26 protein-coding genes are annotated in these 22,977 nt (G+C 59.3%); 1 reads left to right on the top strand and 25 read right to left on the bottom strand.

The genetic code is table 11. The annotated features are described in order from the left end of the window. From ACFPM8_RS16285 to ACFPM8_RS16255, 7 genes are all read right to left on the bottom strand, one after another. The gene (locus tag ACFPM8_RS16285) at window positions 1-1,623 is read right to left on the bottom strand and encodes a multicopper oxidase domain-containing protein (RefSeq protein WP_378998891.1); all 1,623 of its coding nucleotides are present in this window, start codon (window positions 1,621-1,623) and stop codon (window positions 1-3) included. Between the two features lie 10 nt (window positions 1,624-1,633). Further along, window positions 1,634-3,160, bottom strand: a complete 1,527-nt coding sequence (locus tag ACFPM8_RS16280) for a multicopper oxidase domain-containing protein (RefSeq protein WP_378998889.1) — start codon at window positions 3,158-3,160, stop codon at window positions 1,634-1,636. 323 nt (window positions 3,161-3,483) lie between these two features. After that, window positions 3,484-4,614, bottom strand: coding sequence for a sensor histidine kinase (locus ACFPM8_RS16275; protein ID WP_378998886.1), 1,131 nt, complete (start codon window positions 4,612-4,614; stop codon window positions 3,484-3,486). Between the two features lie 136 nt (window positions 4,615-4,750). Continuing rightward, a complete protein-coding gene (locus tag ACFPM8_RS16270) occupies window positions 4,751-6,181 on the bottom strand; it encodes a DUF5666 domain-containing protein (RefSeq protein WP_378998884.1) in 1,431 nt (476 codons plus the stop codon). 188 nt (window positions 6,182-6,369) lie between these two features. Then, window positions 6,370-6,981 carry a lytic transglycosylase domain-containing protein gene (locus ACFPM8_RS16265; protein ID WP_378998882.1) on the bottom strand — a complete coding sequence of 204 codons (612 nt, stop codon included), beginning with the start codon at window positions 6,979-6,981 and terminating at the stop codon, window positions 6,370-6,372. A 249-nt stretch (window positions 6,982-7,230) separates the two neighbouring features. After that, entirely contained in the window at window positions 7,231-8,502 is a 1,272-nt protein-coding gene (locus tag ACFPM8_RS16260) for a hypothetical protein (protein ID WP_378998879.1), read from the bottom strand. 290 nt (window positions 8,503-8,792) lie between these two features. Next, window positions 8,793-9,143 (bottom strand): hypothetical protein, encoded by a 351-nt coding sequence (locus ACFPM8_RS16255; RefSeq protein WP_378998877.1) that lies wholly within the window; start codon window positions 9,141-9,143, stop codon window positions 8,793-8,795. 265 nt (window positions 9,144-9,408) lie between these two features. Here ACFPM8_RS16255 and ACFPM8_RS16250 point away from each other — a divergent pair, with 265 nt between their 5' ends. Next, on the top strand, window positions 9,409-10,692 hold the full coding sequence (locus ACFPM8_RS16250; protein ID WP_378998875.1) for a tetratricopeptide repeat protein: 1,284 nt from the start codon (window positions 9,409-9,411) through the stop codon (window positions 10,690-10,692). A 64-nt stretch (window positions 10,693-10,756) separates the two neighbouring features. On the opposite strand, the gene ACFPM8_RS16245 is transcribed toward ACFPM8_RS16250, so the two are convergent. The 18 genes from ACFPM8_RS16245 to ACFPM8_RS16160 all read right to left on the bottom strand — a co-directional run bounded on the left by ACFPM8_RS16245 (window position 10,757) and on the right by ACFPM8_RS16160 (window position 22,967). Continuing rightward, complete coding sequence (locus ACFPM8_RS16245) at window positions 10,757-11,080, bottom strand: hypothetical protein (protein WP_378998873.1); 324 nt, start codon at window positions 11,078-11,080, stop codon at window positions 10,757-10,759. A 52-nt stretch (window positions 11,081-11,132) separates the two neighbouring features. Then, entirely contained in the window at window positions 11,133-11,696 is a 564-nt protein-coding gene (locus ACFPM8_RS16240) for a tetratricopeptide repeat protein (protein WP_378998871.1), read from the bottom strand. Window positions 11,697-11,720: 24 nt separating this feature from the next. Beyond that, the gene (locus ACFPM8_RS16235; RefSeq protein ID WP_378998870.1) at window positions 11,721-12,509 is read right to left on the bottom strand and encodes a sigma-70 family RNA polymerase sigma factor; all 789 of its coding nucleotides are present in this window, start codon (window positions 12,507-12,509) and stop codon (window positions 11,721-11,723) included. Further along, window positions 12,506-13,321 (bottom strand): flagellar type III secretion system pore protein FliP, encoded by an 816-nt coding sequence (gene fliP / locus ACFPM8_RS16230; protein ID WP_378998868.1) that lies wholly within the window; start codon window positions 13,319-13,321, stop codon window positions 12,506-12,508. Before fliP ends, ACFPM8_RS16235 begins: the two co-directional genes overlap by 4 nt. After that, a complete protein-coding gene (locus ACFPM8_RS16225) occupies window positions 13,318-13,632 on the bottom strand; it encodes a hypothetical protein (protein WP_378998865.1) in 315 nt (104 codons plus the stop codon). Before ACFPM8_RS16225 ends, fliP begins: the two co-directional genes overlap by 4 nt. A gap of 233 nt (window positions 13,633-13,865) precedes the next feature. After that, a complete protein-coding gene (locus ACFPM8_RS16220) occupies window positions 13,866-14,195 on the bottom strand; it encodes a FliM/FliN family flagellar motor switch protein (RefSeq protein ID WP_378998863.1) in 330 nt (109 codons plus the stop codon). 5 nt (window positions 14,196-14,200) lie between these two features. Then, a complete protein-coding gene (locus ACFPM8_RS16215) occupies window positions 14,201-15,010 on the bottom strand; it encodes a flagellar motor switch protein FliM (protein ID WP_378998861.1) in 810 nt (269 codons plus the stop codon). Further along, complete coding sequence (locus tag ACFPM8_RS16210) at window positions 15,010-16,197, bottom strand: flagellar hook protein FlgE (protein ID WP_378998860.1); 1,188 nt, start codon at window positions 16,195-16,197, stop codon at window positions 15,010-15,012. The genes ACFPM8_RS16215 and ACFPM8_RS16210 overlap by 1 nt, the downstream gene beginning before the upstream one ends. Window positions 16,198-16,209: 12 nt before the next feature. Further along, on the bottom strand, window positions 16,210-16,617 hold the full coding sequence (locus ACFPM8_RS16205) for a flagellar hook capping FlgD N-terminal domain-containing protein (RefSeq protein WP_378998858.1): 408 nt from the start codon (window positions 16,615-16,617) through the stop codon (window positions 16,210-16,212). After that, window positions 16,598-17,338, bottom strand: a complete 741-nt coding sequence (locus ACFPM8_RS16200) for a hypothetical protein (RefSeq protein WP_378998857.1) — start codon at window positions 17,336-17,338, stop codon at window positions 16,598-16,600. Before ACFPM8_RS16200 ends, ACFPM8_RS16205 begins: the two co-directional genes overlap by 20 nt. Next, the gene (locus ACFPM8_RS16195; RefSeq protein ID WP_378998856.1) at window positions 17,325-17,777 is read right to left on the bottom strand and encodes a hypothetical protein; all 453 of its coding nucleotides are present in this window, start codon (window positions 17,775-17,777) and stop codon (window positions 17,325-17,327) included. Before ACFPM8_RS16195 ends, ACFPM8_RS16200 begins: the two co-directional genes overlap by 14 nt. Window positions 17,778-17,779: 2 nt before the next feature. Then, entirely contained in the window at window positions 17,780-19,114 is a 1,335-nt protein-coding gene (locus tag ACFPM8_RS16190; protein WP_378998854.1) for a FliI/YscN family ATPase, read from the bottom strand. Further along, entirely contained in the window at window positions 19,107-19,814 is a 708-nt protein-coding gene (locus ACFPM8_RS16185; RefSeq protein WP_378998852.1) for a FliH/SctL family protein, read from the bottom strand. The genes ACFPM8_RS16190 and ACFPM8_RS16185 overlap by 8 nt, the downstream gene beginning before the upstream one ends. Beyond that, a complete protein-coding gene (locus ACFPM8_RS16180; protein ID WP_378998849.1) occupies window positions 19,811-20,317 on the bottom strand; it encodes a hypothetical protein in 507 nt (168 codons plus the stop codon). The genes ACFPM8_RS16185 and ACFPM8_RS16180 overlap by 4 nt, the downstream gene beginning before the upstream one ends. Continuing rightward, window positions 20,307-21,773 (bottom strand): flagellar basal-body MS-ring/collar protein FliF, encoded by a 1,467-nt coding sequence (fliF, locus tag ACFPM8_RS16175; RefSeq protein WP_378998848.1) that lies wholly within the window; start codon window positions 21,771-21,773, stop codon window positions 20,307-20,309. Before fliF ends, ACFPM8_RS16180 begins: the two co-directional genes overlap by 11 nt. A 48-nt stretch (window positions 21,774-21,821) precedes the next feature. Further along, entirely contained in the window at window positions 21,822-22,124 is a 303-nt protein-coding gene (gene fliE / locus ACFPM8_RS16170; protein WP_378998846.1) for a flagellar hook-basal body complex protein FliE, read from the bottom strand. Next, window positions 22,121-22,594, bottom strand: coding sequence for a flagellar basal body rod protein FlgC (gene flgC / locus ACFPM8_RS16165; RefSeq protein ID WP_378998844.1), 474 nt, complete (start codon window positions 22,592-22,594; stop codon window positions 22,121-22,123). The genes fliE and flgC overlap by 4 nt, the downstream gene beginning before the upstream one ends. A gap of 4 nt (window positions 22,595-22,598) precedes the next feature. Then, entirely contained in the window at window positions 22,599-22,967 is a 369-nt protein-coding gene (locus ACFPM8_RS16160) for a flagellar basal body rod protein FlgB (protein ID WP_378998842.1), read from the bottom strand. Between the last annotated feature and the right edge of the window lie 10 nt (window positions 22,968-22,977).

Raw genomic sequence — 22,977 nt, 5'->3', positions numbered from 1 at the left:
TTAATTGGCTTCGTTAATCAGGTATGCCTGCGGATCAACGAGCATCATCATCATCATCCCGCCTGGAAAGACATTGTTTGTGGTGATCTCGCGCTCATTGTGCGAGTGCCACATGAAAGCAAAACCGGCTTCGGTGGTCGGCGGATTGACCACCCGGCGCGAAGGCGGGGTGGTTCCCGTAGGCCCTACCGCGCGCACCGTGGCGTCCGGCCCCAGATAAGGACTGCCGCCGTACCAGGTGCCGTTGGTCAGGATGTTGGCGTCCGGCAGCGTGACCGGACCGCCGCTGCCGACCGCCCCGAACGGATGGGCTTCCAGCGGCTTGTTATGGTCCTGGCACCACTCGTAATAGTTGGGCGCGAGCGGATCGGCGGTGTAGTAGCCGTTGGCGTCCGGGATGCAGACCACAGGCTTGCCGAGGTAAGCCGGGAACGCCGGATCGGTGTACAGCGCGCCGGCTGTGTGACCGTAGACATCCCAGTTCAAGCCTCTGCCGGTCCAGTAGAAAATCCCATCGAATGCCACGCCAGGCGTGGTGCTGGTGGTGAACAGCAGCGGTCCGGCCGGCTTGCTGGCGTCGGTCTGGCTCAGGATCAGGTTGCCGTCGCGCGCCAGGATGCGCACGTGATTGCCGTGTTCATGGAACGGATGCTGCCAGCGGCCGGTGCCGATCACCCGCAGCAGCACCAGTTCACCCGGATGCATGTGCGGATTGCCGTTGTACGGCTGGTGCGGGTATTGCATCGCGTAGTTCGAATCCATGTCGTCCGGCATCGAGCGGCCGTTGATCATGAAGTAAGCCGGATGGTAGGGCTCGGTATCGATCGCCATGCAACCGTTGGGCTGGGTGCAGGCAACCCCGGCCTGCGCTTCCGCCTGGGTATGGATGCGCGGGTCCATCTCGGAAAACTGGAACAGGTACTCGCGGTCGTAGCAGGTGGCGCTGTGGTTGTAAGCCGCCGCCGCGTTGCGGAAATCGGGCTGGCCGTCCGGCAGCGTCGCTGCGACCGCACGGCAACCGGCCGGCACCGCGGTCGGCAGCACGATGATCGCGCCGTACAGTCCCATCTCGATTTGCAGATCGCCCTGGGTGCCGCTGTAGTAACTATGGGTGCCCGCGTTGCTGGCGATGAAGCTATAGGTGACCGATGCCCCGTGCGCAGCTTCCCGCGTCAGCACGCCTGGCACCCCGGTTAGCGCAGCGGGACAGGATCCGTCCGGGTTCAGCACGGCGGCGCAGACCTGGAATCCGGGAAACAGGATAGAGGTATTGCCGGCCGCCGCCGGCAGGTTGTTGGTCAAGGTCACCGTCACCGTGTCGCCCTGATGCACGATCAAGGTCGGCCCCGGCACTTGCATGGTCGGACAGTTGGCGCCGGGGATCGCCGCCGGCGCGAAGCCGGACGGCGCGGTGCTGCAGCCGTATCCCCAGGAATACACGCTCATGCCGTCGGGCTGGGTGATACGGTTGGCTTCGGCACTGAAATTGAAACTGGTGCCCGTGATGCCGGGAGCGGCGGCCTGCGCCGGCGCAATGTAAGTCAGCGAGCACAGTGCGGCCAGCGCGGCCGCAGCGAGCCGCGCGACCTTCGCGCTCCAATTGTTATTGATGATGTGGCTCACGGCTGTTCTCCTAGACGCAGGACTTGGTGGACGGGTTCACGCTATTGCAGATGTGAACCTCGGTCATCAAGCCGCCGAAATTCTCGGCATCGTTCGACAGGTGATCGAGGTTAGGCGTGTACAGGTAATACACCTGCCCCGCCGTGTACTTGCTGGTATCGCTGGCGTCCAGGATGACGTCGATCGACTCGCCGCCGCCGAGCGTGATCGAGTTGGTGTTGTAGGTCATGTCGTTGCCCGACAAGTCGCGCAGCAAGCGAGCGTTGATGCCGATCACATGCATCGGGATGCCGAGCGAGGCCAGGGTCTGGAATTCCGTGACGTCAAGGTCCGAGATCCTGAGCAAAGCCTTTCCGCCGACCGGGATGTTGATCAGCGCCGGCAGCGGTTGCGAAGAATGCGGGGTGCCGTCCGCCGCCACGGTCTGCATCGGGCCCTGAGTGACTGTGTCCGGATAGCTGCGGCCGTTCAACAGGAAGTGCTTGTCCTTCATGTCGACGAACGGCTCCGGGTTGAAGGTCATGCCGATGAAGTGGAAGTTCGGATCGAAACCGTGGATCTGCACCGGATATTCGACGTCGTAGGCAGTCGAGCCGTCGCCATCGTTATAGGCGTACAAGGTCGGCGTGCCGGACTTGTTGGCCGCGTGCGTCGCCGCATTGGCGGGCGGCAGCGGCGACGAGCACAGGATGTCGCTGCCGCACGCGGTGCGCAGATCGGCTTGCTGACCCACCAGGCCGGCGTACAGCGTGCCGCTGGCGACCCGGTTCTGGCGCGGACGCACATAAATCTGGCCCACCATCCCCATTTGCAGGTGCTCCGGCGGCGTGATGTGGCAGTGCCAGAAATAAGTGCCGGCATCCGGCGCCAGGTAGTAGTAAGTGAAGCTGCCGCCGATATTGATCGCGACCGAGGCATCCGGCACGCCGTCATAGAACGAGGAGGCGTTCGGGTAGCCGTGGAAGTGCACGGTGTGCTGCTCGAACAGATCGGGCCGCATGATCATGCCGACGTTGGTCAGGGTCAGGAAGAATTCGTCGTCCTCGTCGATCGCCATCATAGGCGCCGGGATGTTGCCGTTCATGACGCCGACATCCATGATAGGCCGCGGATCGACGTGGCCGGTCAACTGGTTGGCCGGCACCGAATCGGGGTCAGGCGCAAGTCCGACCGCACCGTTGAAGGTGGTGGCGGCGGATGGATCGCCGATGCCGACCCCGGTCGACACCTGGTTGAACACCGACGCCGGCTCGGTACCCGGCAGGCCGTTGAAAATATCGACCAGGCCCGACAACGGCCCGAACGAGAACATATAGGTCTGGGTGCCGTCGGCCATCGTCGCGTAACCGTCGCCGCCGGCGATTTGCTGGCACTTGACCGAACCGCCGGCCGGATTGGGGTCGGTGGTCGGCGGGGTCGGGTGCAAGGTGGTGACCGGCGGGCATTGCACCCGGAACGATTGCGCGCTCGCAGGTAAGCCGACCAGACACAGTAAGAGCGCAAACAAAGCGCGGCGATAGAGCTGTACGTAATGCATATGTCCTCCGTTGCGCCGTCGGCGCCAGCTGCGCCTCGGGCTAGTTTCACGGTGTGATCGGACTGGCCGTCAGCTGTCGCAACTGGGCGTTGCATGAGGCGGGCGGCAAGCGGATTTCCACTTGCGGTGTGGTTTCATCATTTGCGAAACAGCACACCTGTTACATAGAGATACTTACTAGTTTCATTAAGATTAATTCCTGTTACGTCCAACCGCACTAAGCTACTTCCCCTGTTAAAACGGTAGGGTTTTCCCCACCCTCCCCCCAAGGAGCTTGTCGGACTCAGGGAATCGATTCTTCCTAAGTCCGACAGCCTCCTAACTCACATGACTAGGCGCGCCACCACCGGCTCCAGCGACCAGCAGGCTTCTACCGTGGTGCCGCTATTGAGCGCCGATTGAATCGAAAACCGGCCACCGGTCGACTCCACCCGTTCCCGCATGCTCTTCAAGCCGACCCCGCCCTGGCTGCCGTTGCCGTGCCCGCTTTGACTGGCATCGAAGCCATTGCCGTTGTCGCGGATGCGCAGGCGCAGATTGGCGTGTTCGACCTGCAGCGACAGCGTCACGGTCGATGCATGGGCGTGCTTGACCACGTTGTTCATGGCCTCTTGAATGATGCGGAAGATGTCCAGCTTGAGCGCCGCCGGCACCTCGGCTTCGATCACGTTCAGATCCAGCTTGAGCAGCAGGTTGCGGTAGGCGCCGTCGTAGTTGCGGCAATGCCATTCAATGGTGGGAATCAACCCCAGGTCGTCCAGGCTGCTGGGCCGCAGCTCGATCGAGATGCGGCGCACCTCGCTCATCGCTTCGCGCAGCCGCAGCACCGTCTCATCCAGGATGCGGCCGCCCTCCTGCGGCTGACCGCCCTTCACGTGGCGGGCGGCGTCTTCCACCATGAACTTGATCATCGCCAGCACCTGGCCGATGCCGTCATGCAGCTCCGACGAGACCCGTTTCAGTTCGAGTTCATGGGCCGAAATCAAGCGATTGGAAAATTGCTGCAACTCCGGCGCCGAGTGGTGCAAGGTTTGCAGCAAGGCGCCGCGGCTGGCTTTTTCCGACAGCACCAGCAGCACCGAGCGGGTCGCGCCGTCGGTATGCTCGATGTACTGCGGGATCACGCAGAGCGTGCTTTTGCGGCCGCTGCGGCCCCGGAAAACCAGGTCGAACGGTTCCAGGTTGCCGGCGTTCCGGCCCGGCATCAGGACTTGCTCAAGCGCGCCCAAGCCTTCGGTCACCAGTTGCGTCAGCGAACCGCCGCGCAACTCCTCGGCTTTGAAGCCCAGCATGGTGGCCGCCATCTCATTGATGCTGAGGATCGCGCCGTCGCTGTCGACAATCGCCGAGGCGATCCCAATCAGTTCGGTCAACTCGCCAAACTGCGACTCCGACAATTCCAGCTCACTGCTCATGACCCGCATCGCCCTCATCATCTGCTGCAGCTTCAACATGATGTCGTTCCTTTGACTAGTCGCTCGCTCAATACCCACTCAATACCCAGCCCGCTTCTCAGTATTGACGGTGCCAAGCGGATATTGAATGGATGAGCGCCATCAAGTTGCAGTAGGACTCTCCCTAAAGGGCGCGCTAATCGCCGCCCAGGCTTGCCGCAGTCGCGGCGATCGCCATGCCGTCGAAAGTCCCGCTTGCCTTGACGGTCGTGCCGGCGCTCGCCAGGCCGAAAAATGCCGCTTGCGTCAGGCTTGCTTCATCGCTTCCGGTGAACACCGTGGCGGCGCCGGTGTTGATGTGCACGCCCAGGATCACCAGCGTCGGGCTGACAGCGGAATCCAGCGGCCCTCTCAACACCACCTGCAGGCTGGCCTTGGTACGTTCAAGCCGGGTCGCGGTGACGGTATTTGCGCTGCCCTTGATCCCGACAATCGCCACCCGATCGCCGACCGCGACGTTCTTCAAGTTGAAGGCACGGACCGGGTTGTCGTCTTCGTCGCGCAACTGCGTGGTATTGGCTGGCACTTTCACCACGATGCCTGGATTGCCAAATACGGTAATGGTGCCGCCGGCGAGATCGATCTGCGTCACTTGCGCCTCGATACGTACATCCGCGGCCAGACGGAATTCCACTTTGGTCGCGACCAGTACGCCGCTGGCGATGCTGCCTTCAATCTCGACCCTGACATTGTTCGCCAGCGTCGCCATCGTGCCGTTTTCAAACACCGTCTGGGCATTGACCAGCACCGCCTGACCGTTAACCGTAAAGCTGCTGCCCGACAAGCCGGCGACAAATCCTTCCAGCTCCTCGTGGTCTCGCTCTTGCACCTCGATGCTGGCGGGGCGGACTTTGACGCTGCTGGCAATCAGCACGTTATTGACCGGTGCGGCGCTGCTTTTGACCTTGACGAACAGGCCGTTGCTCAAGCCGGCGTCCGGGAAATTTATCTGTGTCGCATTGGCAAAATTCACGGTCAGCGTGCCGATCATGAAAGTGGTCGTGGTCAGATTGCTGATCGTGCCCTTGACCTGGAAGCCGGTCGCCGCAGGATGATTGACTTCGATCCGGGTGGCATGAATCTGGCCGCTGGCGTCGCGCAAGCCGCTCACTTCGACGACGACGCCGGCTGTGATGTCCGCCAGGCCGGTGGCGTTGTCGAACAGCGTCATGCTATCGACAATCACGGTTTGGCCCATGACGGTGAAGCTGCCGCCGCCGGCGCTGATGACCGGCGCCGCAGCCACCGGGCCGACCAGCTCGCCGTCGAACTCGATGCTCTGGGCGGTGCCGGTCACGTGATCGTCATTGACCGAGCCGGTGACGCTCACCACCATGCCGACCTTGATGTCGCTCTCCGAACGGTTCTGGTCGTCGTCAATGCTGACCTTGGCCGAGGCGGAGTCGAATTCCACGCCGTTGACAAACACGCTGCCGATACCGGTGACCACGCCAGTCGACTTGGCGCCGCCGCCGGAAGTGCCCGAACCGCCGCCACCGCCGCAGGCGTTGAGCAAGCCGATCAGCAACAAGATGGATAACGCGCGTAGCATCTGCTTCAAGTTCATGGCAACTCCTTGTGCTTAAGGGGGGTTAAAAAGCCGGCATAGCGACCAAGCCGAGCCGGCGAGGTTTAGAAGGTCCTGGCAGGTCTGGCTCCCAGTATTGGCGCTATGCGGCGAATCTTGAATGGATGAGCACCACCAGTTCTTGGTAGGCAGTTCCCTACCAGGGTCCTGAGTTACCAAGCACATGATCAATCGTCTTTTTTGGAGTTGCGCTGATACTGGGCCAGCACCTTGACGACATAGTTGCGGGTTTCGGTATAAGCAGGAACCCTATTGCCGGCGCGGATAACGGCCTGCTCGCCAGCGTTGTAGCCGGCCAGGGCCAGCTCGATATCGCCCTTGAACAGATCCAGCAGCCAGCTCAGATACTGGGCGCCGGCTTGCACGTTTTCACGCGGGTTAAGAGAATTTTTGGCGCCGAAGCGACGCGCCGTGTCGGGCATCAGCTGCATCAATCCGCGCGCCCCTTTCGGCGAGATCGCCGTCGGGTTGTAACCGGACTCCACCTTGATCACGGCATGCAGCAGATTCGGATCGAGCTTGTACTGGATCGCAGCCTCGTTCAGCAACTCTTTGAAGGCGATCGGGATCGGCGAAGCGGCGACTTTGGAGGGAATGATTGACGTCGGCGCAGCCGCCAGCGGCGCCACCACCAGCTCCCTGGTTTCAGGACTCTTGAAATTGGACAAGACAATCGTGCCGCCAGCCGACGTCCCGCCATACACCTGCGCGAACAAAGTAACGGGCGTCATCAGCACCGGCGCGCAACACAGCATCAGCAGGAAAGGCAGGATTTGCATAGGTATTATCGGCTCCTGCCCTCGGTATAAACCAAAAGCGCCGGTTCCGGATCGCTGCGATTCCCTACTTTGGGCTAGGTAGTTCTACCCATATGCGAGGAAAAAGCGATCTCCAAGCCGATAAGACGAAATCATCTGCAACGGTCCGTAGGGCGGATGAGCGCAGCGTTATCCGCCGTTTGATGTGCCACATGTGGTTGACGCATCCAACACGGCGGAAGGCGCTACGCTTTTCCGCCCTACTTGCAGTTAGTAACCCCAATGCGCAACTTGCCCCGTCAACGCAGCCTGGATCCGCTCGTGCGTGACGGGATTGGTCCGGCCGGCCGATTCTGCCGCCAGGATGCGGTCGCTTTGACGCTCCAGCCATTGCACAAACTCGTCCGCCGTCGCAAAGCGCTTGTCGGGTTCATCCCGGGGAATGCCATCGTCGTATTGACGATACAAAATGCAACCGTCCGGCATCAGTTCGAACCCCATGTAACTGGCATCCCGATGGCTGATGTAAAAGCGCTGATTGACTGCCAGCCATTCGGCAAAGCGCTGCGCAAGCTCAAGTCCGTATTTTTGATCTGCGCCGATGCGAGGAAGTGCTGCGGCCGCAGTTTTGGGTTTGTCCGTTTCAGCGAGACGCAAACGGGCAAGCAGCGCTTGGTAACTCGCGGACGGCAGCAGCAGGTTGCGCACGATGGTCGTGCTGAGCTGCTTGCGTTCGCCCTTGGCGTTCCATGTGTTGTCGACCGCTTCTGCGTTGATGACGCAAGTGGACGCGCCGCCGGCCGCCGATCGCAGCTCCAGTTTCAAGCTTTTCCATTGCGGCTGGTCGCGAAATTCCTCTGCACGAATCTGTTCCAGTTTCTCCAGCGCGGCGGTGTTGTTTTGTTCCAGCGCGAGCCGCAGTTGATCCGGCGATAGGTCCGGGTTGCCGACCTCAATCTGCAAATCGGTTTGGGCCCATTCGCCGCTCTGCTCGCAATACACCCGCCCTACATTCATCAGCTTGCAACAGACGAGAGCAAGCAGCGCGATGACAGCGGCTTCAACGCCCCACAGCCACAGCATGTTGTCCGAGCTCATTTCTGCACCGTGCGTGTAGACTCTGCGCGACACCGTCAGGTGATAGTGCTGCGCCAGCTCCTGCAACGCATCGACCCAGGCAGCAGGCCCGGCCAGCACCAACTGCCCGGCCAGATGAGTGCCGCCGTCGAGCGTCAGCATGATCCAGCTCAGCCAGTGCACCCACAGGCCAAACAGCACCAGCACTGCGGTGGCAAAAAGATCGAAATAGACCGAACGCGACTTGCCGGCTTCGGTCGCCATCGAAGCGATCACGGCCAAACCGACGCCGAAAATGAGCGTCGCGATAAAGGAGAAATAAATAAACGGGTTGTAGCGAATGACGAGCGTATAGATGCCCGCCAATATGGCCGTCGGCACCGCTCCCGGCCACAGCAGGCGCAATGGCGCCGTGACGCTGACCCGGCCGGAGGCTTTGTAATATTTGTTTGCAGTCATGTTCATGCGATGCGGGTGCTCATTCAGAAATATTCGACATTATAGTTGCCCGATAGCTATAGTTGCACGTTGACATCCTCCAATCCGAGGTACGGCGCCGAACTTCGGAAGACCGACGGTCTAATGCGTCGCCTGCGGTGGATTCGGGCCGTGTAACGGCGGAAGACGAGCGGGATGATTTGGCACTCGTAGGGCGGATGAGCGTAGCGTTATCCGCCGCCTGATGTACCACAAGTGTTTGACGCATCCAAAACGGCGGATAACGCTGCGCTCATCCGCCCTACCGACGGTGGCGGTCAGCGGTTGGTCGGGCGCTGTCTGGCGATCAAGTCGTTCAGGTAATTAACACTGGACTCGGATTTGCCCAACACCGCCTCGGTCGAGCCCATCATCCAGCGCAGCATCAGGTCGACATCGCAAGCGTTCAACGGCGGCGGACAGTCGGGGTCGCCGTGCTCCTGGGCCAGATGGTTGGCATGCAGCATCGCCAGCCCCTTGTAAATACCCTGGCACATGTCCAGCGTGAACGCGATGCATTGCGCCGCTTGATCGGTGCGCAGGTCTTTGTCCAACCATGAGAACGGCTGGTGTTCTGGGATATCTGGGATGGGTGGTGTTGGGCGAGGCTTCTTCTTACTACTAGTCATGTCGGTCTCCTAGCGGTGGATGAATCCGCGCCCCGCCGTCTGGCGTGGGTGGGCGGCGAAAGTAGGACTGAACGACCGGTCAAAAGCATTAAACCCCTCCGGCAGCCCACTAAGGGGCTCCCTACCTCGCCGCCCATGAAGGACGACCGAGGGGTGCACGTTGAAAACCGCAGCCGCGGTCCGTGCGCTTTTAATAGTGGCGTTCAGACCACGTCCAGGATTTTTCTCTCAGGGACGGGAGCGACTATAAACGCTATCGGACCCTATGGCAATTATTGGCTTCTTGCCACTTTTGGCTTGCCCGGATTCAAGGACATCCCAGCCGCGAGCAGGGAACAACTTTCCATTCACCAATGGCCTATATATACTGCGCGGATCAAAGCATGCATTCATAAGGGAGCAGAGTTTGGCCTTGCACTTACATTCCACGACCGCACAACATCTGGAGCGGCTTACCAGTTACTTAGAACAAGATCCATCCAATCTGCAACTTCTGTCCGATACGGCTAGTGCCGCTTTCGACAGCCAACAATACGACCGCTGCGAAATATTGCTGGCTCGAGCCGAACAGCTGCAGCCTCTATCTGCAACGCTGACCAACCTGAAAGGCTTGAACGCACTGGCGCGCTCCCAGTATGCGAGCGCGACCGCGGCTTTCAGTCAGCTGGCTGAAACGTATCCCGATGATTTTGGCGTCCGCTATAACCTGGCCTATGCAAAAACCATGAGCGGCGATTATGAGGGCGCAGCGAATTTATTGGATAGCAGGACGTTGGAGGCGGTATTGCAAGCCCCTGCTCTTAAAGTCCGGGTATTGCATTACCTCGGCCTTCTGGATGAAGCGGCGGAACTCGGGGAGCAGTATGGCAACCGTCCCAACGCCGACAACACACTTTATGCGGCATTGGCTACGCTGGCATTGGATCGCAACCAACCTGACATTGCACGCGCCTATGCGCTGCGCGCGCCAACCGAAGCTGAAAGCCTGACCACGCTCGGCATGCTGACTCTACAAGACGTCAATTCAAGTCCTGCCGTTGAACTATTTGAACAAGCCCTAGAACGCAATCCGCAAAGCGGCCGTGCCTGGGTTGGCAAAGGACTCGGCTTGTTATTGGGCGGACATTTGAAGACGGCGGCAGGCAGTCTGGACCACGGCGCAAACATCATGAAAACCCATTTGGGAACGTGGGTTGCGGCCGGCTGGGCACACCTGCTGGCGGGAAGTTTCGACCAGGCGCGCGCCGATTTCAATACCGCTCTTGAGATTGATCCAAATTTTGCAGAGACGCATGGCAGCCTCGCGGTATTGGAAATAAAAGAAGGGAACACTGAGGCTGCCCAACGCCATGCCACGATCTCCCTGCGCCTGAACAGCAAATGCCTGTCGGGAGCTTTGGCACAGAGTCTTTTGCAAACGGCTAGGGGCAACGCGCAAAGCGGTCAGGCGATTCTCGACAAGGCGCTCAATACGCCGCTCAACGCGACCGGGATGACGATTGCGCAAGCAATTGCACGTCAAGGCTTCAAGCTGCCCGATCTTAAATGAGAGAGAGAGGTGCGGGCGATCGACGCTCGCACCTTCCGGTCGTCTCTAAAGTCAATTGTTCAGGTCAGTTGTCCAGAATGGACTTAATGAGGTTCAGCATATCCTCATCGCCCTCGATCTCATCGAGCACCAGATCGACAACCTGGTTGAATTCAGCATCATTGGCGACTTGCATCCCGAGCTCTTGCTTCAACGCTGCTTCCACAATCATGCGACGCAATTGGCGTTGATCGTTCAAGCCGGCCGAGCGTAGCCCCTGCACGCGATCGACGACCGATTTCTCAAGTCCGCCGACCGATTCCTCACTGCCGCCGCCATCGGCCGCACCGCCGGCATTACGCGCTCGACCGGATTTTTCCGCCAGTTGCTTGCGCAGCAGCAGGGTCACTTGATTGAGTCTGGAGATTGGGTCCATCGTTCTATTGAATCAATTTAGGCAGTCAATGTGTGGTCTTACTCGTCAGGTATCCCGATAACAATAGATGCCCGTTGTCTTGGTGTTCTGCATCCGCTGCTTGTGTCGCTCCCGTGCCGCTTGGTGGAATTTTTGCCAGAATCAATTGCATATTGCGGTTGATTTCCGGCCACTGCTGATTGCTGGAAATACCTGCTTTCAGGCTGGCTTCGGCTTCGGCAAAACGATCTTCTGCCAAATTCCGCAGGCCGTCGACAAACAGTCGGATCGGATGTGCCGCGTTCAAGCCCTCAAGCGCTCTCCATGTCGCTACCGCACGTGCTGCGTCAGCGCAGGTGAGGTACAGGAATCCCAACTGGAAGCGCGTGATTATATCGTTCGGATTCAAGGTCAATGACGCGATCATGTCCGCAATCGCGGCATCGTACTGCTGCAGGCCCGCCCGGATCGATCCGCGTAAAAAATATAGGCGAGCGTCTTGCGGCCACTGCGCAAGCGTGCTGTCGATCAGGTGCAGGTCGGCGGCAGAGCCCTGGCCGATCTTTGCCAGCAGATTTTTCAAAGTATCGTCGTCACAGTTTTTTTGCATAGCTTTATTCTCCAAGGAATTCTATTAACGAACCATACCGACAGTATCGATATCGCCCATTGCCTGCCGCAGCAGGGCCAACGCACTTCTATGTATTTGCGAGATGCGGCCCTTGGTCACGCCGAGAATCGATCCGATATGTTCGAAGGTCAGTCCGTGAAAATAATGGTACATCAGGATTTTCCGCTCTCGCTCCGGCAGCCGCTCCAGATTCATCATCAACCTGGCCTTGGCTTGGCGCCAGGCGACGGTATGATACGCGCCGACCTGGTTTTGCCGCTCGTCGGCGCCGGCAAACATGCTGGTGTCGTCCAGCATGAAACCGATTGCCAGGCCGGTGGCCACCTCGCACAGTTTGGCGAAGGCGCCTGAAGCGCGTGAATGTCCTTCATCGCCGCCCTCTTTCAGCGAGGCAAGCCTGTCCTTTTTGATGCGGCGAGCCAACCTCACCTGTTCCTGCCCATCCGTCAACAGCTCGACGCCGGACAGCACATTGCCCTCCACCCGCAGCGTACAAAAGGTCTTGAAGCTCACTCCGCGGGTCGCATCATAACGATCAATCGCTTCGAGCAGGCCAACGCATGCGAGCTGGTAAAAATCGCTGAATTCGACGTCGTCGTACGGCCTGCCGCGATACAGTCTGGCCGCCAGCGCCTTGGCATAGGGCAGATATCGCATGAATATCCGTTCTCTGGCCGCTGTCGCCAAGGCTTGGCCCGCGGCCATATCCAGCCACAGAAGATCCTCAGGATCGGGCATATGTTCCGGCGCATCATCCTCGCTTGCACCCTGCCCAATACCATATGGGGTCATTTAAAACTTCCCAACACACCTCGCAATATCAAGCCCCAGCCATCGACCAACACAAACATCAGCACTTTCAGCGGCAATGCGATTGTCGCCGGCGGCACCATCATCATGCCCAATGACAGCAGAATGCTGGAAACGACCAGATCGATCAGCAGGAACGGCAGCAGGATCACGAAGCCCATCTGAAACGCCACACGCAATTCGTTCAAGATGAATGCCGGCGTCAGTTGCAACAAGCTCACCTGTTCCGGCGTATCGGGCACCTCTTTTTTCGACAGCTCGTACATGAGCTTGAGATCATCCTCGCGAACCTGTCGCAGCATGAAGTCCCGAATCGGAATTGCACTTTGCTGGGCGGCCTCCTGTATCGTCAAGCTGCCTTTCATAAAAGGCTGGAAAGCCTGCTCGTTGACCGTTTCCAAGGTCGGCATCATGACGAAAATAGTCAGGAACAACGCAAGACTGATGAGCACCGGGTTGGGCGGAGTTTCCGGCATGCCGAATGCATGCCGGATCATCGCCAAGACAATGATGATCCGGATAAACGCGGTCATGGAAACCACGATCGCAGGCCCCAGACTAAGCACTGTCAGCAAAATGACAATCCGTACCGCTTCGGAAACCGGCGCCGTGCCATTCTTCGTCTTGCTATCGAGGCCATGTCCCTTGGACGAGAGTTCTATGTCGAATATCGGATTCTCAATCCGAGATGCGTTCGCCGATCCGGCATGCAGCGGTCCGGCCTGCGCATTGCCGCACAAAAGAAAAATGCAATATATCGTGCACAAAAGGCGCATCAAAAAACCTGATTTCATTGAGATCCACCCACCTGCCCAGAACCCGCGTGCCCGCCAGAAATGACCTTGGTGCCGTCCGGATCGCAGGCAAGCAAAACGGATGCGCCGTCACACTCCAGCAAATACACGGTAGTCCGAGCGTTCAAGCGAACAGATTGCACCAGTTTCAAACGCGCAGCACCCTGATCCCGCGTCAATTTCAAGCCAAAGCTGGTGCGCTTGACGAAGCCGATCCAGACGATCGCCAACAGCACGCAAACGGCAAATGCCAATGCGATGCGCACATAGTCAATGGATGGCGCCGCGCCGCCACCGGTCAACTCGGCCATTGCAATGTTTGGAAACAGCGCTCCAGCGGCGGCAGCCGCGATTGCGGCCGGTGGACTGTAACAGTGGATTCGGGAGTGAAAGGCGGGTACCCGGCGTGCAGGGCAAGGCGCACAGCACAGCGATAGTGAGCTATCGCGAGCATTTGCAACGCCGCCATGCGCGTCGGGTACGCGACAGGCACTATCGAATCTATTGTTACAGTTCACTAGCACGAAGCGATGGAGCGCGCGCATCAATTTGTCGCTGCGGCGGACAAGATTTCGGTAATGCGGACGCCGAAGTTTTCGTCGACCGTCACGATTTCGGCGCGGGCAATCACTTTTTGATTCAGCCGGATATCGACCGTCGCCCCCAATGCTGCATCCAGCCGCACCACCGCGCCTTCGCGCAGCGCCATCAATTGATTGACTGTCATGTCGGCGGCACCCAGGACCGCTTCCAGCGACACCTTGACCTGGTCCAGCACGCCCGCATCCAGCTGGGCAACAGAGCGCGGCGGTTTCGATTCGTTGAAGTCGACGGCGACCACGGTCGGCGTTTGCAGTTCTTTATTAGTTTTCATAATTTTCAGTTGATAGATACCGATGTGAGCTGTAGCACCATTGATGCGCTTGATTCTGTCGATTCGTGCAACATGCCGCGCGCCACGGCTTGCTCCGAACCATTGATGCAAATGGCTAAATCCTGGTTGATTTTCTGGTCGAGCCTGATCACGTCTCCCAGCGCCAGGCCGCTCAGGTCCGGCAGGGTCAATTCGGCGCGTCCCAGTTTTGCATGCAAGCTCACCACCGAATCGATCAATGCCGCTTTGCGCGACGTCAGGCCGCCGCTCCGTGCATCGGCAACGGGCGACGGGATTTGTTTGGCTGCCAGTTCATAGGGCAGCAAGATGGATAGCAATGTTTCCTGGTTCGCCCCCTGCAGGTCGAAACTGGCCCCGCCCTGCTTGAAAGCCCGCGGTTCGGCGGTCGCACCGACGCCATGATCGGGCTCGCCTATCTGAAAACAGGTCCTGAGCTTCTGCGCGAGATCCTGCAAGAGCCGCATCCCGAAAGATTCCAGCATGGAGCGCACCTGGACGGACTCTCCCGATCGCGCAGCAAACTGGAAGTCGAGCGCCTGCGCCACCAACTGATCGCGGCCCTGGTCCAAGATCCTGACCCACAAGCCGTTGCCGAACTCTTGGCACGAGGTGCTGGAGCATGCGCTATCGGCTGCGACCGTCGACAAATAGCGTCCTTTCGACAAGGTCAGCGATGGCTCCGAAAACCAATCGGACAACCAGACCGAAAAAACGCCGTCGATTCGACTCTTGAGCGACGCCAGATCCCGCTCGGCCAGCGGTCGCCAAGGAAGGGATGACTGCAAAGCCGGCATTACTTCAATCCCTTCAGGTCAAACAGTTGCTGAATCATGTCGTTGGCGGTGCTGATTACTTGCGACGACGCCTGGAACCCGCGCTGCACAATAATCAATTGGCCGAATTCGCCCGACAGATCGACATTGGATGCCTCGGAAGAATGACCGCTCACCTTGCCCATGCCCTGCTCGCCGCTGCGTCCGATGTTGGGCGCCTTCGATGCATCGCTCTGATAGATACCCTGTCCCATCTGCTTCAAGGCCTGAGGGTCCTCGAAGTCGGCCATCGCAACATAGCCCAGCGTGGCGGTTTTTCCATTCGAATAGCTCAGGACGATTTGTCCCGAGTCGTCGACCGTGGTGCTGGTCAGATCACCGGAGCCGTAACCGTCTTTGTTGGCCACACGCATCGAGGAAGTCGTGCCCGACGAGAAATTGGTGACTTGGCTGAAATCGAAGTCGAGTGAAAGCAACGGCGCTCCTGGCGGCTGGAGTGACACGGTCATGCTGTCGTTTCCCGGTTCCGGAACGCTGTTGCGGAACATCAGTGCACCTTCGGAAATCTGGGTGCCGGCGCTATTCATGACCGTCACTTTCCATTTTCCCGGCGTGGTTGCCTGCATGTTCTGGAAATGGATTTTCAATGTTTGCTTGGCGCCGCTGGCATCATAGACATCCACGTTCGCTATCTCATGGCTATCGCCGCTGGACGACAAATTGTCGCCAAATGTCAGTTTGGTGCTTACTTGCGGCGGCGACAGTTTCTTGCCGCTGATCGACGCCGGAATCAAATTTCCGTTCGCACCGAGCAAGGCGATCCGATTGCCGGTCGTGCGTTCGACAATATTGCCGTCGTCCGCCACCGAAAACTGCCCGGTCCGGCTATACACCTTATTTGCGCCATTGAGCTGCACCAGGAAACCTTTGCCCTGGATCGCCAGATCGAGCTGGCCGTCGGAGGGCCGGACATCGCCCTGTTTGAAATTGATGTAGGAATGCGCGTACGACACCCCCTCGCCGAACTGGTTAGCTTCAGAGCCGTCATCGGCCGGCGCCGGCGAGCCGGAATAGAACAGATCACTGAATTTGGCCGACGACGATTTGAATCCGGGCGTATTGAGATTGGCGACGTTGTTACTGATCGTCTGCAATCCCTTTGAATAGGCGTTCAAGCCGCTCAGTCCGATGTATACAGCTCCAAGCATGATGGTTTCTCCTTAGCGGACTTGGGAAATTTGTGAAAGCGATATGTCGGGCAGGAACTGGCCGTCGGCAGTCTTGATGGTCGCAGTCGGTTGGCCGTTTTTGAACGCAATGCTCTGCACTACGCCGGTCACCGTCCCGCCTTGTGCCGCCACGTCGACATTCTTGCCCAGCATGCCGATGGCCTGGGTGCTGCCTTGCACGGTCAACAAACTATCGACGCGGTCACTCATTTGACGGGTCTGCTCCAACGAAGCGAATTGCGCCAATTGCGACACGAATTCGGTGTTCTCAACCGGCTTCAGCGGATCTTGATAAGTCAGTTGGGTGAGCACGATCTTCAGCAGGGACTGCATATCCAGCCCAAGCGAATCCGGTCGTGTAGTAGTGTTGCCCGCAGGATTAATTGCGCCGAGAGCCATGACCTTCTCCTTTAACTTCGTTTGCTGCGATCACCTTGTAATCGCCGTTAATGATGGTGCTTGCGCCAGTGCTGCCGACGTTCGCCAACTCATCCGCGACCAACGCCATCAGTGCGTCCTTGTCGGCGGGAGTGTGAAATCCCGCCATCCGTATCGATACGGTCAAGCCGGACTGCCCATCCATGACATGCACGCGGCAGTCGGCCTTGCCGCTGCCGTCCTGCGAAGGGGAGAACTCGCGCCGCGCCAGTTCCGGCACCTCGTGCTCGCCCTGTTCTGCATCGTCGACCATCTTGCGTTCAGCGCCGGACGCTTGCCTCAAGGGGCTTGGCCCCATAATCTCTGGGGTCCCGCCCTGCTCGGGTTTTAGCGTCGCCCCAAGCTGGAATTTGACGCCATCCGCCACAGTCGCCATCGCGCTGTTTGGCAAAGAGTTGATCCCGAACGGTTCTGCGCTTGCCAGCGAAGCGCCGCTCGCCGCCGCCTGTTTGCTCAACAACGCGCGCACCGCACTGCCCGCCACAGCATCGCCAGAATTGTCCTGGGCACCTGCTTGCGAGTTGCTGCCACGGTCGTTTTGCAAAGCCAGGTCTTTACAGCTGGAAAACAATTCTTTCTCCAAGCCGGACAATGTCTTTTGAAACAAGCTCGGCTTGCCGGCGGACGCCGGTCTGCCTGGTTGCGGCAATAGGCCGCCCAAAGCTGCATCAACTATTTGCATCAAACTGCCTCCTTTGCCCCGTCATTTCCTCGACATCCATCAACTGATTCGCTTCCTGCCGTTTGCTTAATTGGCGGCCATACCGGGCAGCCATTGTTTCCGCCGCATCAAGACATCCCTGCGCTCGCCCCACCTGCTGCCGCTGTTGCGCAAGACGCGCATTGACCTGCGCCATTTGCTGCTCCAGCACGATGCAATCCTGCTTGGCGGCGGACAGCGAGCCTCGGGTATTGATGACCGCGATGACCGATAAGACTGGCCGTTGCAAAGCTGCCGACCAAAGCTCGGTTCTTTCGTGCAGACTGGCTTCTGCCTGTTTGACCGAAGCGATAACCTGATCCGCCGTCGCCTGCATTTGCATCAGCCCCATGCGCGACTTTTCAAGCTGGATCTGCCGGATCTCGACGATTTCCTTCAGCATCTGGAATTGCTCGCGCATGCTCATCCGCCCGCCATCAACAACTGCGATAGCGCCTTCAGCGTGTCGTTACGCGACAACGGCGGCGAATTCAGCTGCAACTCGGGCTGACGCAAAAAATTCACCAAACGATCTCGCAATAGCAAGGCCCGATCCAACGCCGGATTGCTTCCCGCCGCATACAAGCCGGACTCGACCAATGTCCTGGACGACTCATAGAGCGACAACTGCGCCACCGCATCGGTCGCCAAGGCCTGGGCCTGAGGATCGGTGACTTGACGGAACAGGCGGCTGACGCTGCGCGGCACATGAATCGCGGGGAAATGCCCCTGCTCCGCCAGTTCCCGGGACAACACGATATGCCCATCCAGCAATGACTTCATGGTTTCCGCCAGCGGATCGTCGGCGTCATCATTCTCGGTCAAGACCGTCATGAAAGCGGTGATCGAGCCGCCCGCTTTGATGCTGCCGCAACGCTCGACTATCTTCGGCAACATCGAAAAAACGCCCGGCGTATAAGCCCGAACCGTAGGCGGTTCGCCAGCAGCCAGACCAATCTCGCGCAGTGCCATGGCAAACCGGGTCACCGAATCCAACAGCAGCAAGACATGTTTTCCCTGCTCGCGCAAATACTCGGCCAAGGTCAGGGCGAATAACACAGCGCGTGCCCGCATCACTGCCGGTTGATCTGAGGTCGCCACCACCATCGTGGCCTTGCTGCGCGTATCGTCGGATAGCGCACCATGCCAGAAATCCTCCGCTTCCCTGCCGCGTTCTCCAACCAGACACAGGACGCAACAATCCGCTTCGATATTGCGAGTCAGACTGGTCATCAGCGTGGTTTTGCCAACGCCGCTGCCGGCAAAAATACCGACCCGCTGGCCGACGCCTATCGTCAACAAGCCGTCGATCGCGCGAATACCGGTCTGTACCGGCTGCTTGGCCATGGCGCGATCCAGCGGACTGACCGGCACCCCCGACAAGGAACGCGGGTGATAGGCATGGATTTGTTTTCCGCCATCCAGTGGTTGTCCCAGCGGGTCCACCACCCGCCCCAGATAAGCTTCCCCCATCATCACCGAGCCGCCCCAGCTTTGCGCAATCACGGTCGATCCAACGCATAAGGAGACTGGATTCGCATAGGGCATCAAGGTCACGCGGCCGATCTCAACCTTGACCACTTCGGCCAGGATAAAACCATCCCCCTCCATCAGCGCGCACAGCGAGCCGACCGGAACGCCGGGGCCGTCGGCCTCGATGTAGGTCGGCATGATGCGCGTCACGACACCGCGCCGATCGAGCAGATCGGTGGCGCGAACCGCCTCGACAAATCGATGGTTGGCGAAAGAATCAGGCATCTAGTTGCGCAAAGAGCTTGCCCAGGGTTTGCAATTGCGTTCCGGCGTCAATATCGACGGTGCCCAGAGTCAGTTTGAGACGGCATCCGCCGGCAGGTAGCTGAGGATCGACCTGGCAATCTGTCGCACCGAGCGCATGGCAGAGCACGGCAACCGCCTCCGCATCGGGAAAGTCATGCCGAGATACGCTCACACCCAGCACCGCGGAGGCAGCGAGTCGTTCCAGCTGATGTTTGATGCTGGCCGTCACCCATTCTCTCCGGTGGTCCGGGTCGCCCACCATCTTGTCGAGTACCGCGCGGGTCACTGCCAGGGACAGGCCCTCCAGACGATTCAAGTCCGCGGAAAAAACCGCTAGCGCCTGCTGCATTCCCTCTTTCAAGGTCTGGACCTGTACATCCCAGTCTTGCTCGGCCCGCTTCAAGCCGTCAGCCACACCCTTTTCATAAGCTTGTCGACCGCTCTCAGCTTCTCTTTTCGAGGCGGCCTCTGCGGCCAGCAAAGCTTCTTTCTCAAGCACTGCAATACGCTGCTTCAACGTCGCAAGCTGCGCCTGCTGTTCAGCGTGCAGTTTTTCCTCCAGCGCTTGCGCCGAGACAGGCTGCAGCGCGGCACCGGGCTGGGCTGTCGCCAATCCTGGGGCCACATGCCTTTGTATCGATTGCGAATCCAGCTGCGACGCCTTCAAGACGACACTCATCGCTTGTCCCCGAACAACCTGCCTAGCAGTCGACTTCCGGCCGCGCGACTTGGCTTGACAGGGGCCGCCGGCACTGCGCCTGCGATCACGATTTCAAACAGCAGTGCGCCGGCCCGCGGCGTTATCTTGAGCGCGGCCCTGGACCTCTGCAGTTGCTGCTGGCGCACCGGCAATTCGTCCTGCAGCACCGCATCCACCACATCATTGTCCAGATGCGCCAGCGCCCGTGCCGCCAGCCAATCCGGCAACGCAGTCAAGGTGGCGACGTGCTTCTGCGGATGATCTGCAGCGAGGTGTGCGGACTGTGCCGCACCAGGTATCGAAGCAGGCGCGGCGTTGAGTTTGCCGCTCACCTGCAACGCCTCTGTCAGCACCGGTTCCAACCTGGCGCGCTCGCCGGCGTCCAGCTGCGCAACAATCGCTTCGATTTCTTCAATCGGCAATGCGCTGAGATCCGCAACCACATGACGCAACGACCGCTTTGCTTTGTTTTCAAATGCCAACGGTCTTCTCCTCGGATAACACGGCGCGCAGCCTGCGTACATATTCCTGTCGCTGCGCATCGCTTAAAGAAGCGGCAGAAGCGAGCTGCAAATTCTCTTGCCTGGAGCGCCACAGCATGACCGCCAATACCGTCAGCGCCGCCACCAGCAAGCCCGCCAGTATCGACACCACATTGCCGAATGGCCGGACTTCCTTCTTGGCCACTACCGGTTTGGCCGGCAGACCCAATCCCTCGCCGCTGGCGTGAGCTGGCTCAATCACTTCTTCATCCATCATTTGCGAAGGCGTGCGCGCACGCACCATCATCAACAACTTATCGCCGCGTCCCGGAGTCAAGCCGACGGTGGTGGCAATCAGTTCGTTGACCCGCGCCAGGTCGGTCGGATTCAATGAGGTGTACAGCACCACCCCCACATTCATGCGCCGGATAGAGCCTGGCGTCGCCACGATTTGCTCGACCCGATGGGAATTGCGCCGCTCATCGGTCTTGGCAGGCACCGGCATTTCGCCGGCACCGACATCAAGTGCCGCATCCAGTGGTTTAATCCCATCCTTGAGCCGGCGGCCTGGCAGAGGCGGCAATGGCGGTAGTGGCAGCATTTCTGGAACGGCAGCAGCCGGGGCAGCTGGCGCGCTGTCGCTTTCTTGTGTAATGCGTACCTGATCGAGATTGAGCAGCGCATCGACGCTGATCGCGGCGTTACCGGTGCCGACGATGGGCTCGATCAGCTCCAGAATTTTGCGCCGGTAATAGCGTTCCAGCGAAGCTTTCAAGGCGAGATGCGGATCATCGGCCAACTCGTCGTCGCGCGAGCCGCCGCTGACAGGCGCCCCACGCTGATCCAGCACCGTTACCTCGCGCGCTTCCAGATCGGGAACAGCGGCCGCGACCAGTCGTTGAATCCCTTTGACGGTGTCCGCTGTCAGCGCATTACCAGTGTGCGTGGCGATCGCGACCGAAGCCTTGGGCTTGGCGGCGGAACGGCGGAAAATCGACGACTCGGGCAGCGCCAGATGCACGCGCGCAGACTCGATTTCACCCAGGCTCATGATGGTGCGCGCCAGTTCGCCCTGCAAAGCGCGCTGAAAATTGACCTTTTGCGAAAACTCGGTCAATCCCAGATCCGAACTATTGAACAACTCGAAGCCGACCGCGCCTTTCAGCGGGATGTCATGGCTCATGACCTTCAAGCGCGTGGTCAGTACGTCTTTCTCTTGCACCAGGATCGTATTGCCGTCCCGCTCCAGGCGATACGGGACCTTCTGTTTATCCAGCTCCGCCACGATCGCTGCCGCATCCTGTGAGCGCAAGTCGCTAAACAGCACCTGATAAACCGGACGCAGCTGCCAATAAGCGACCAGCAGCACACCGGAGATCAGCAGCACGACCGCCCCCACCAGCAAGACCTGGCTGGAGCGCGACATCTGATTCAAATTCAATCCAAATTTAGACATAAAACCTACTTAACCAAACCTACTCAAATAAATGCGCTTAAAGGGCGCCTAAAGTTGCATTCTCATTAGTTCTTGGTAGCCTTCCAGCAGACGGGACCGCACTTGCGTCGCCAACTGCAAGGACGACCTGGCTTCTTCCAGCGCCAACATGACCTGATGCGGCGGCACACTCCCATCCGCCGCAAAACGCACCACTGCCGCATCGGCCGTGGTGATGGCGTCATCGACCTTGTTCAGGCCGGACAGCACCATGTTGGAAAAGCTGCCGTTCTGGATCGGGCTGGTTGCCATCTGCGGCGGCAGCGCCGCCGTTCCCAGATCCGACATGGCAATTGCAGCAATCGGCGTCATCCCTTGCCTCCCAGATCCAGCGCCCGCATATACATCGAACGTGCGGCATTGAATGCCACCACATTGGCCTCATACACGCGCGAGGTCTTGACCATCAAGGCCATCTCGCCGGCATGATCGATGCCGGGATAAGCCACGAAGCCCTTTGCATCCGCATGCGGATGCGACGGCTCGTACACCAGCCGCGGCGCAGTTGTCATGCGCTCCACCCCGTACACTTGCACTCCCTTCAGTGCGAGCGGATCAAGCGCCGCTGTTTGCTGCTTGAGCATCCCTGAAAATGTCGAAGTCGTCGCTGTCGCCGAGCTTGCGCCCGTCATACTGGGCCCCGACACCAGTCTCAGCGGTTGATAAGGCTCGCCCAGCGGGGTGCGCGTGGTGTTCGCATTCGCCATATTCTGTGCGATGACTTCCATCCGGCGCCACTCGACATCCATGGCCGATCGGCTTATTTCAAAAATTTGCGTCATGCGCCTACCTTCCTCCTGTGATCGCCAACTGCTTCAATTGATTGCTGCGATCCAGCATCCCGATCAACATCGAATACTGGGTCGAAGTTTCGTTCACTTTGGACACTTCCAGATCGAGCCGGAACGAGTCGCCTGGCGCCAACGACGGCGCCGACATTTGCGGCACTGCGGCCGCAAGCTTGTCCAGCGCAGCCGCACTGTTTCCGGATTCGGCGAGCGCCACCGCTTGCTGCAACGCATCCTCGAAACTCACACGCACCGGACGGAATCCGGGGCTGCTGGCGTTAGCGATGTTATGTACTTGCGCCTGTTGCCGCATGAACAGACCATCCAGCGCCTTCGATACAACCGGGGTCAGCAGGTTGACTGCCATAGCTCGTCCT

The sequence above is a fragment of the Paraherbaspirillum soli genome (assembly GCF_042654985.1).
Taxonomy (GTDB): Bacteria; Pseudomonadota; Gammaproteobacteria; order Burkholderiales; family Burkholderiaceae_D; genus Paraherbaspirillum; species Paraherbaspirillum soli.
The sequence above is the reverse complement of the archived record's forward strand: the minus strand, read 5'-3'. Positions and strand labels throughout refer to the sequence as shown.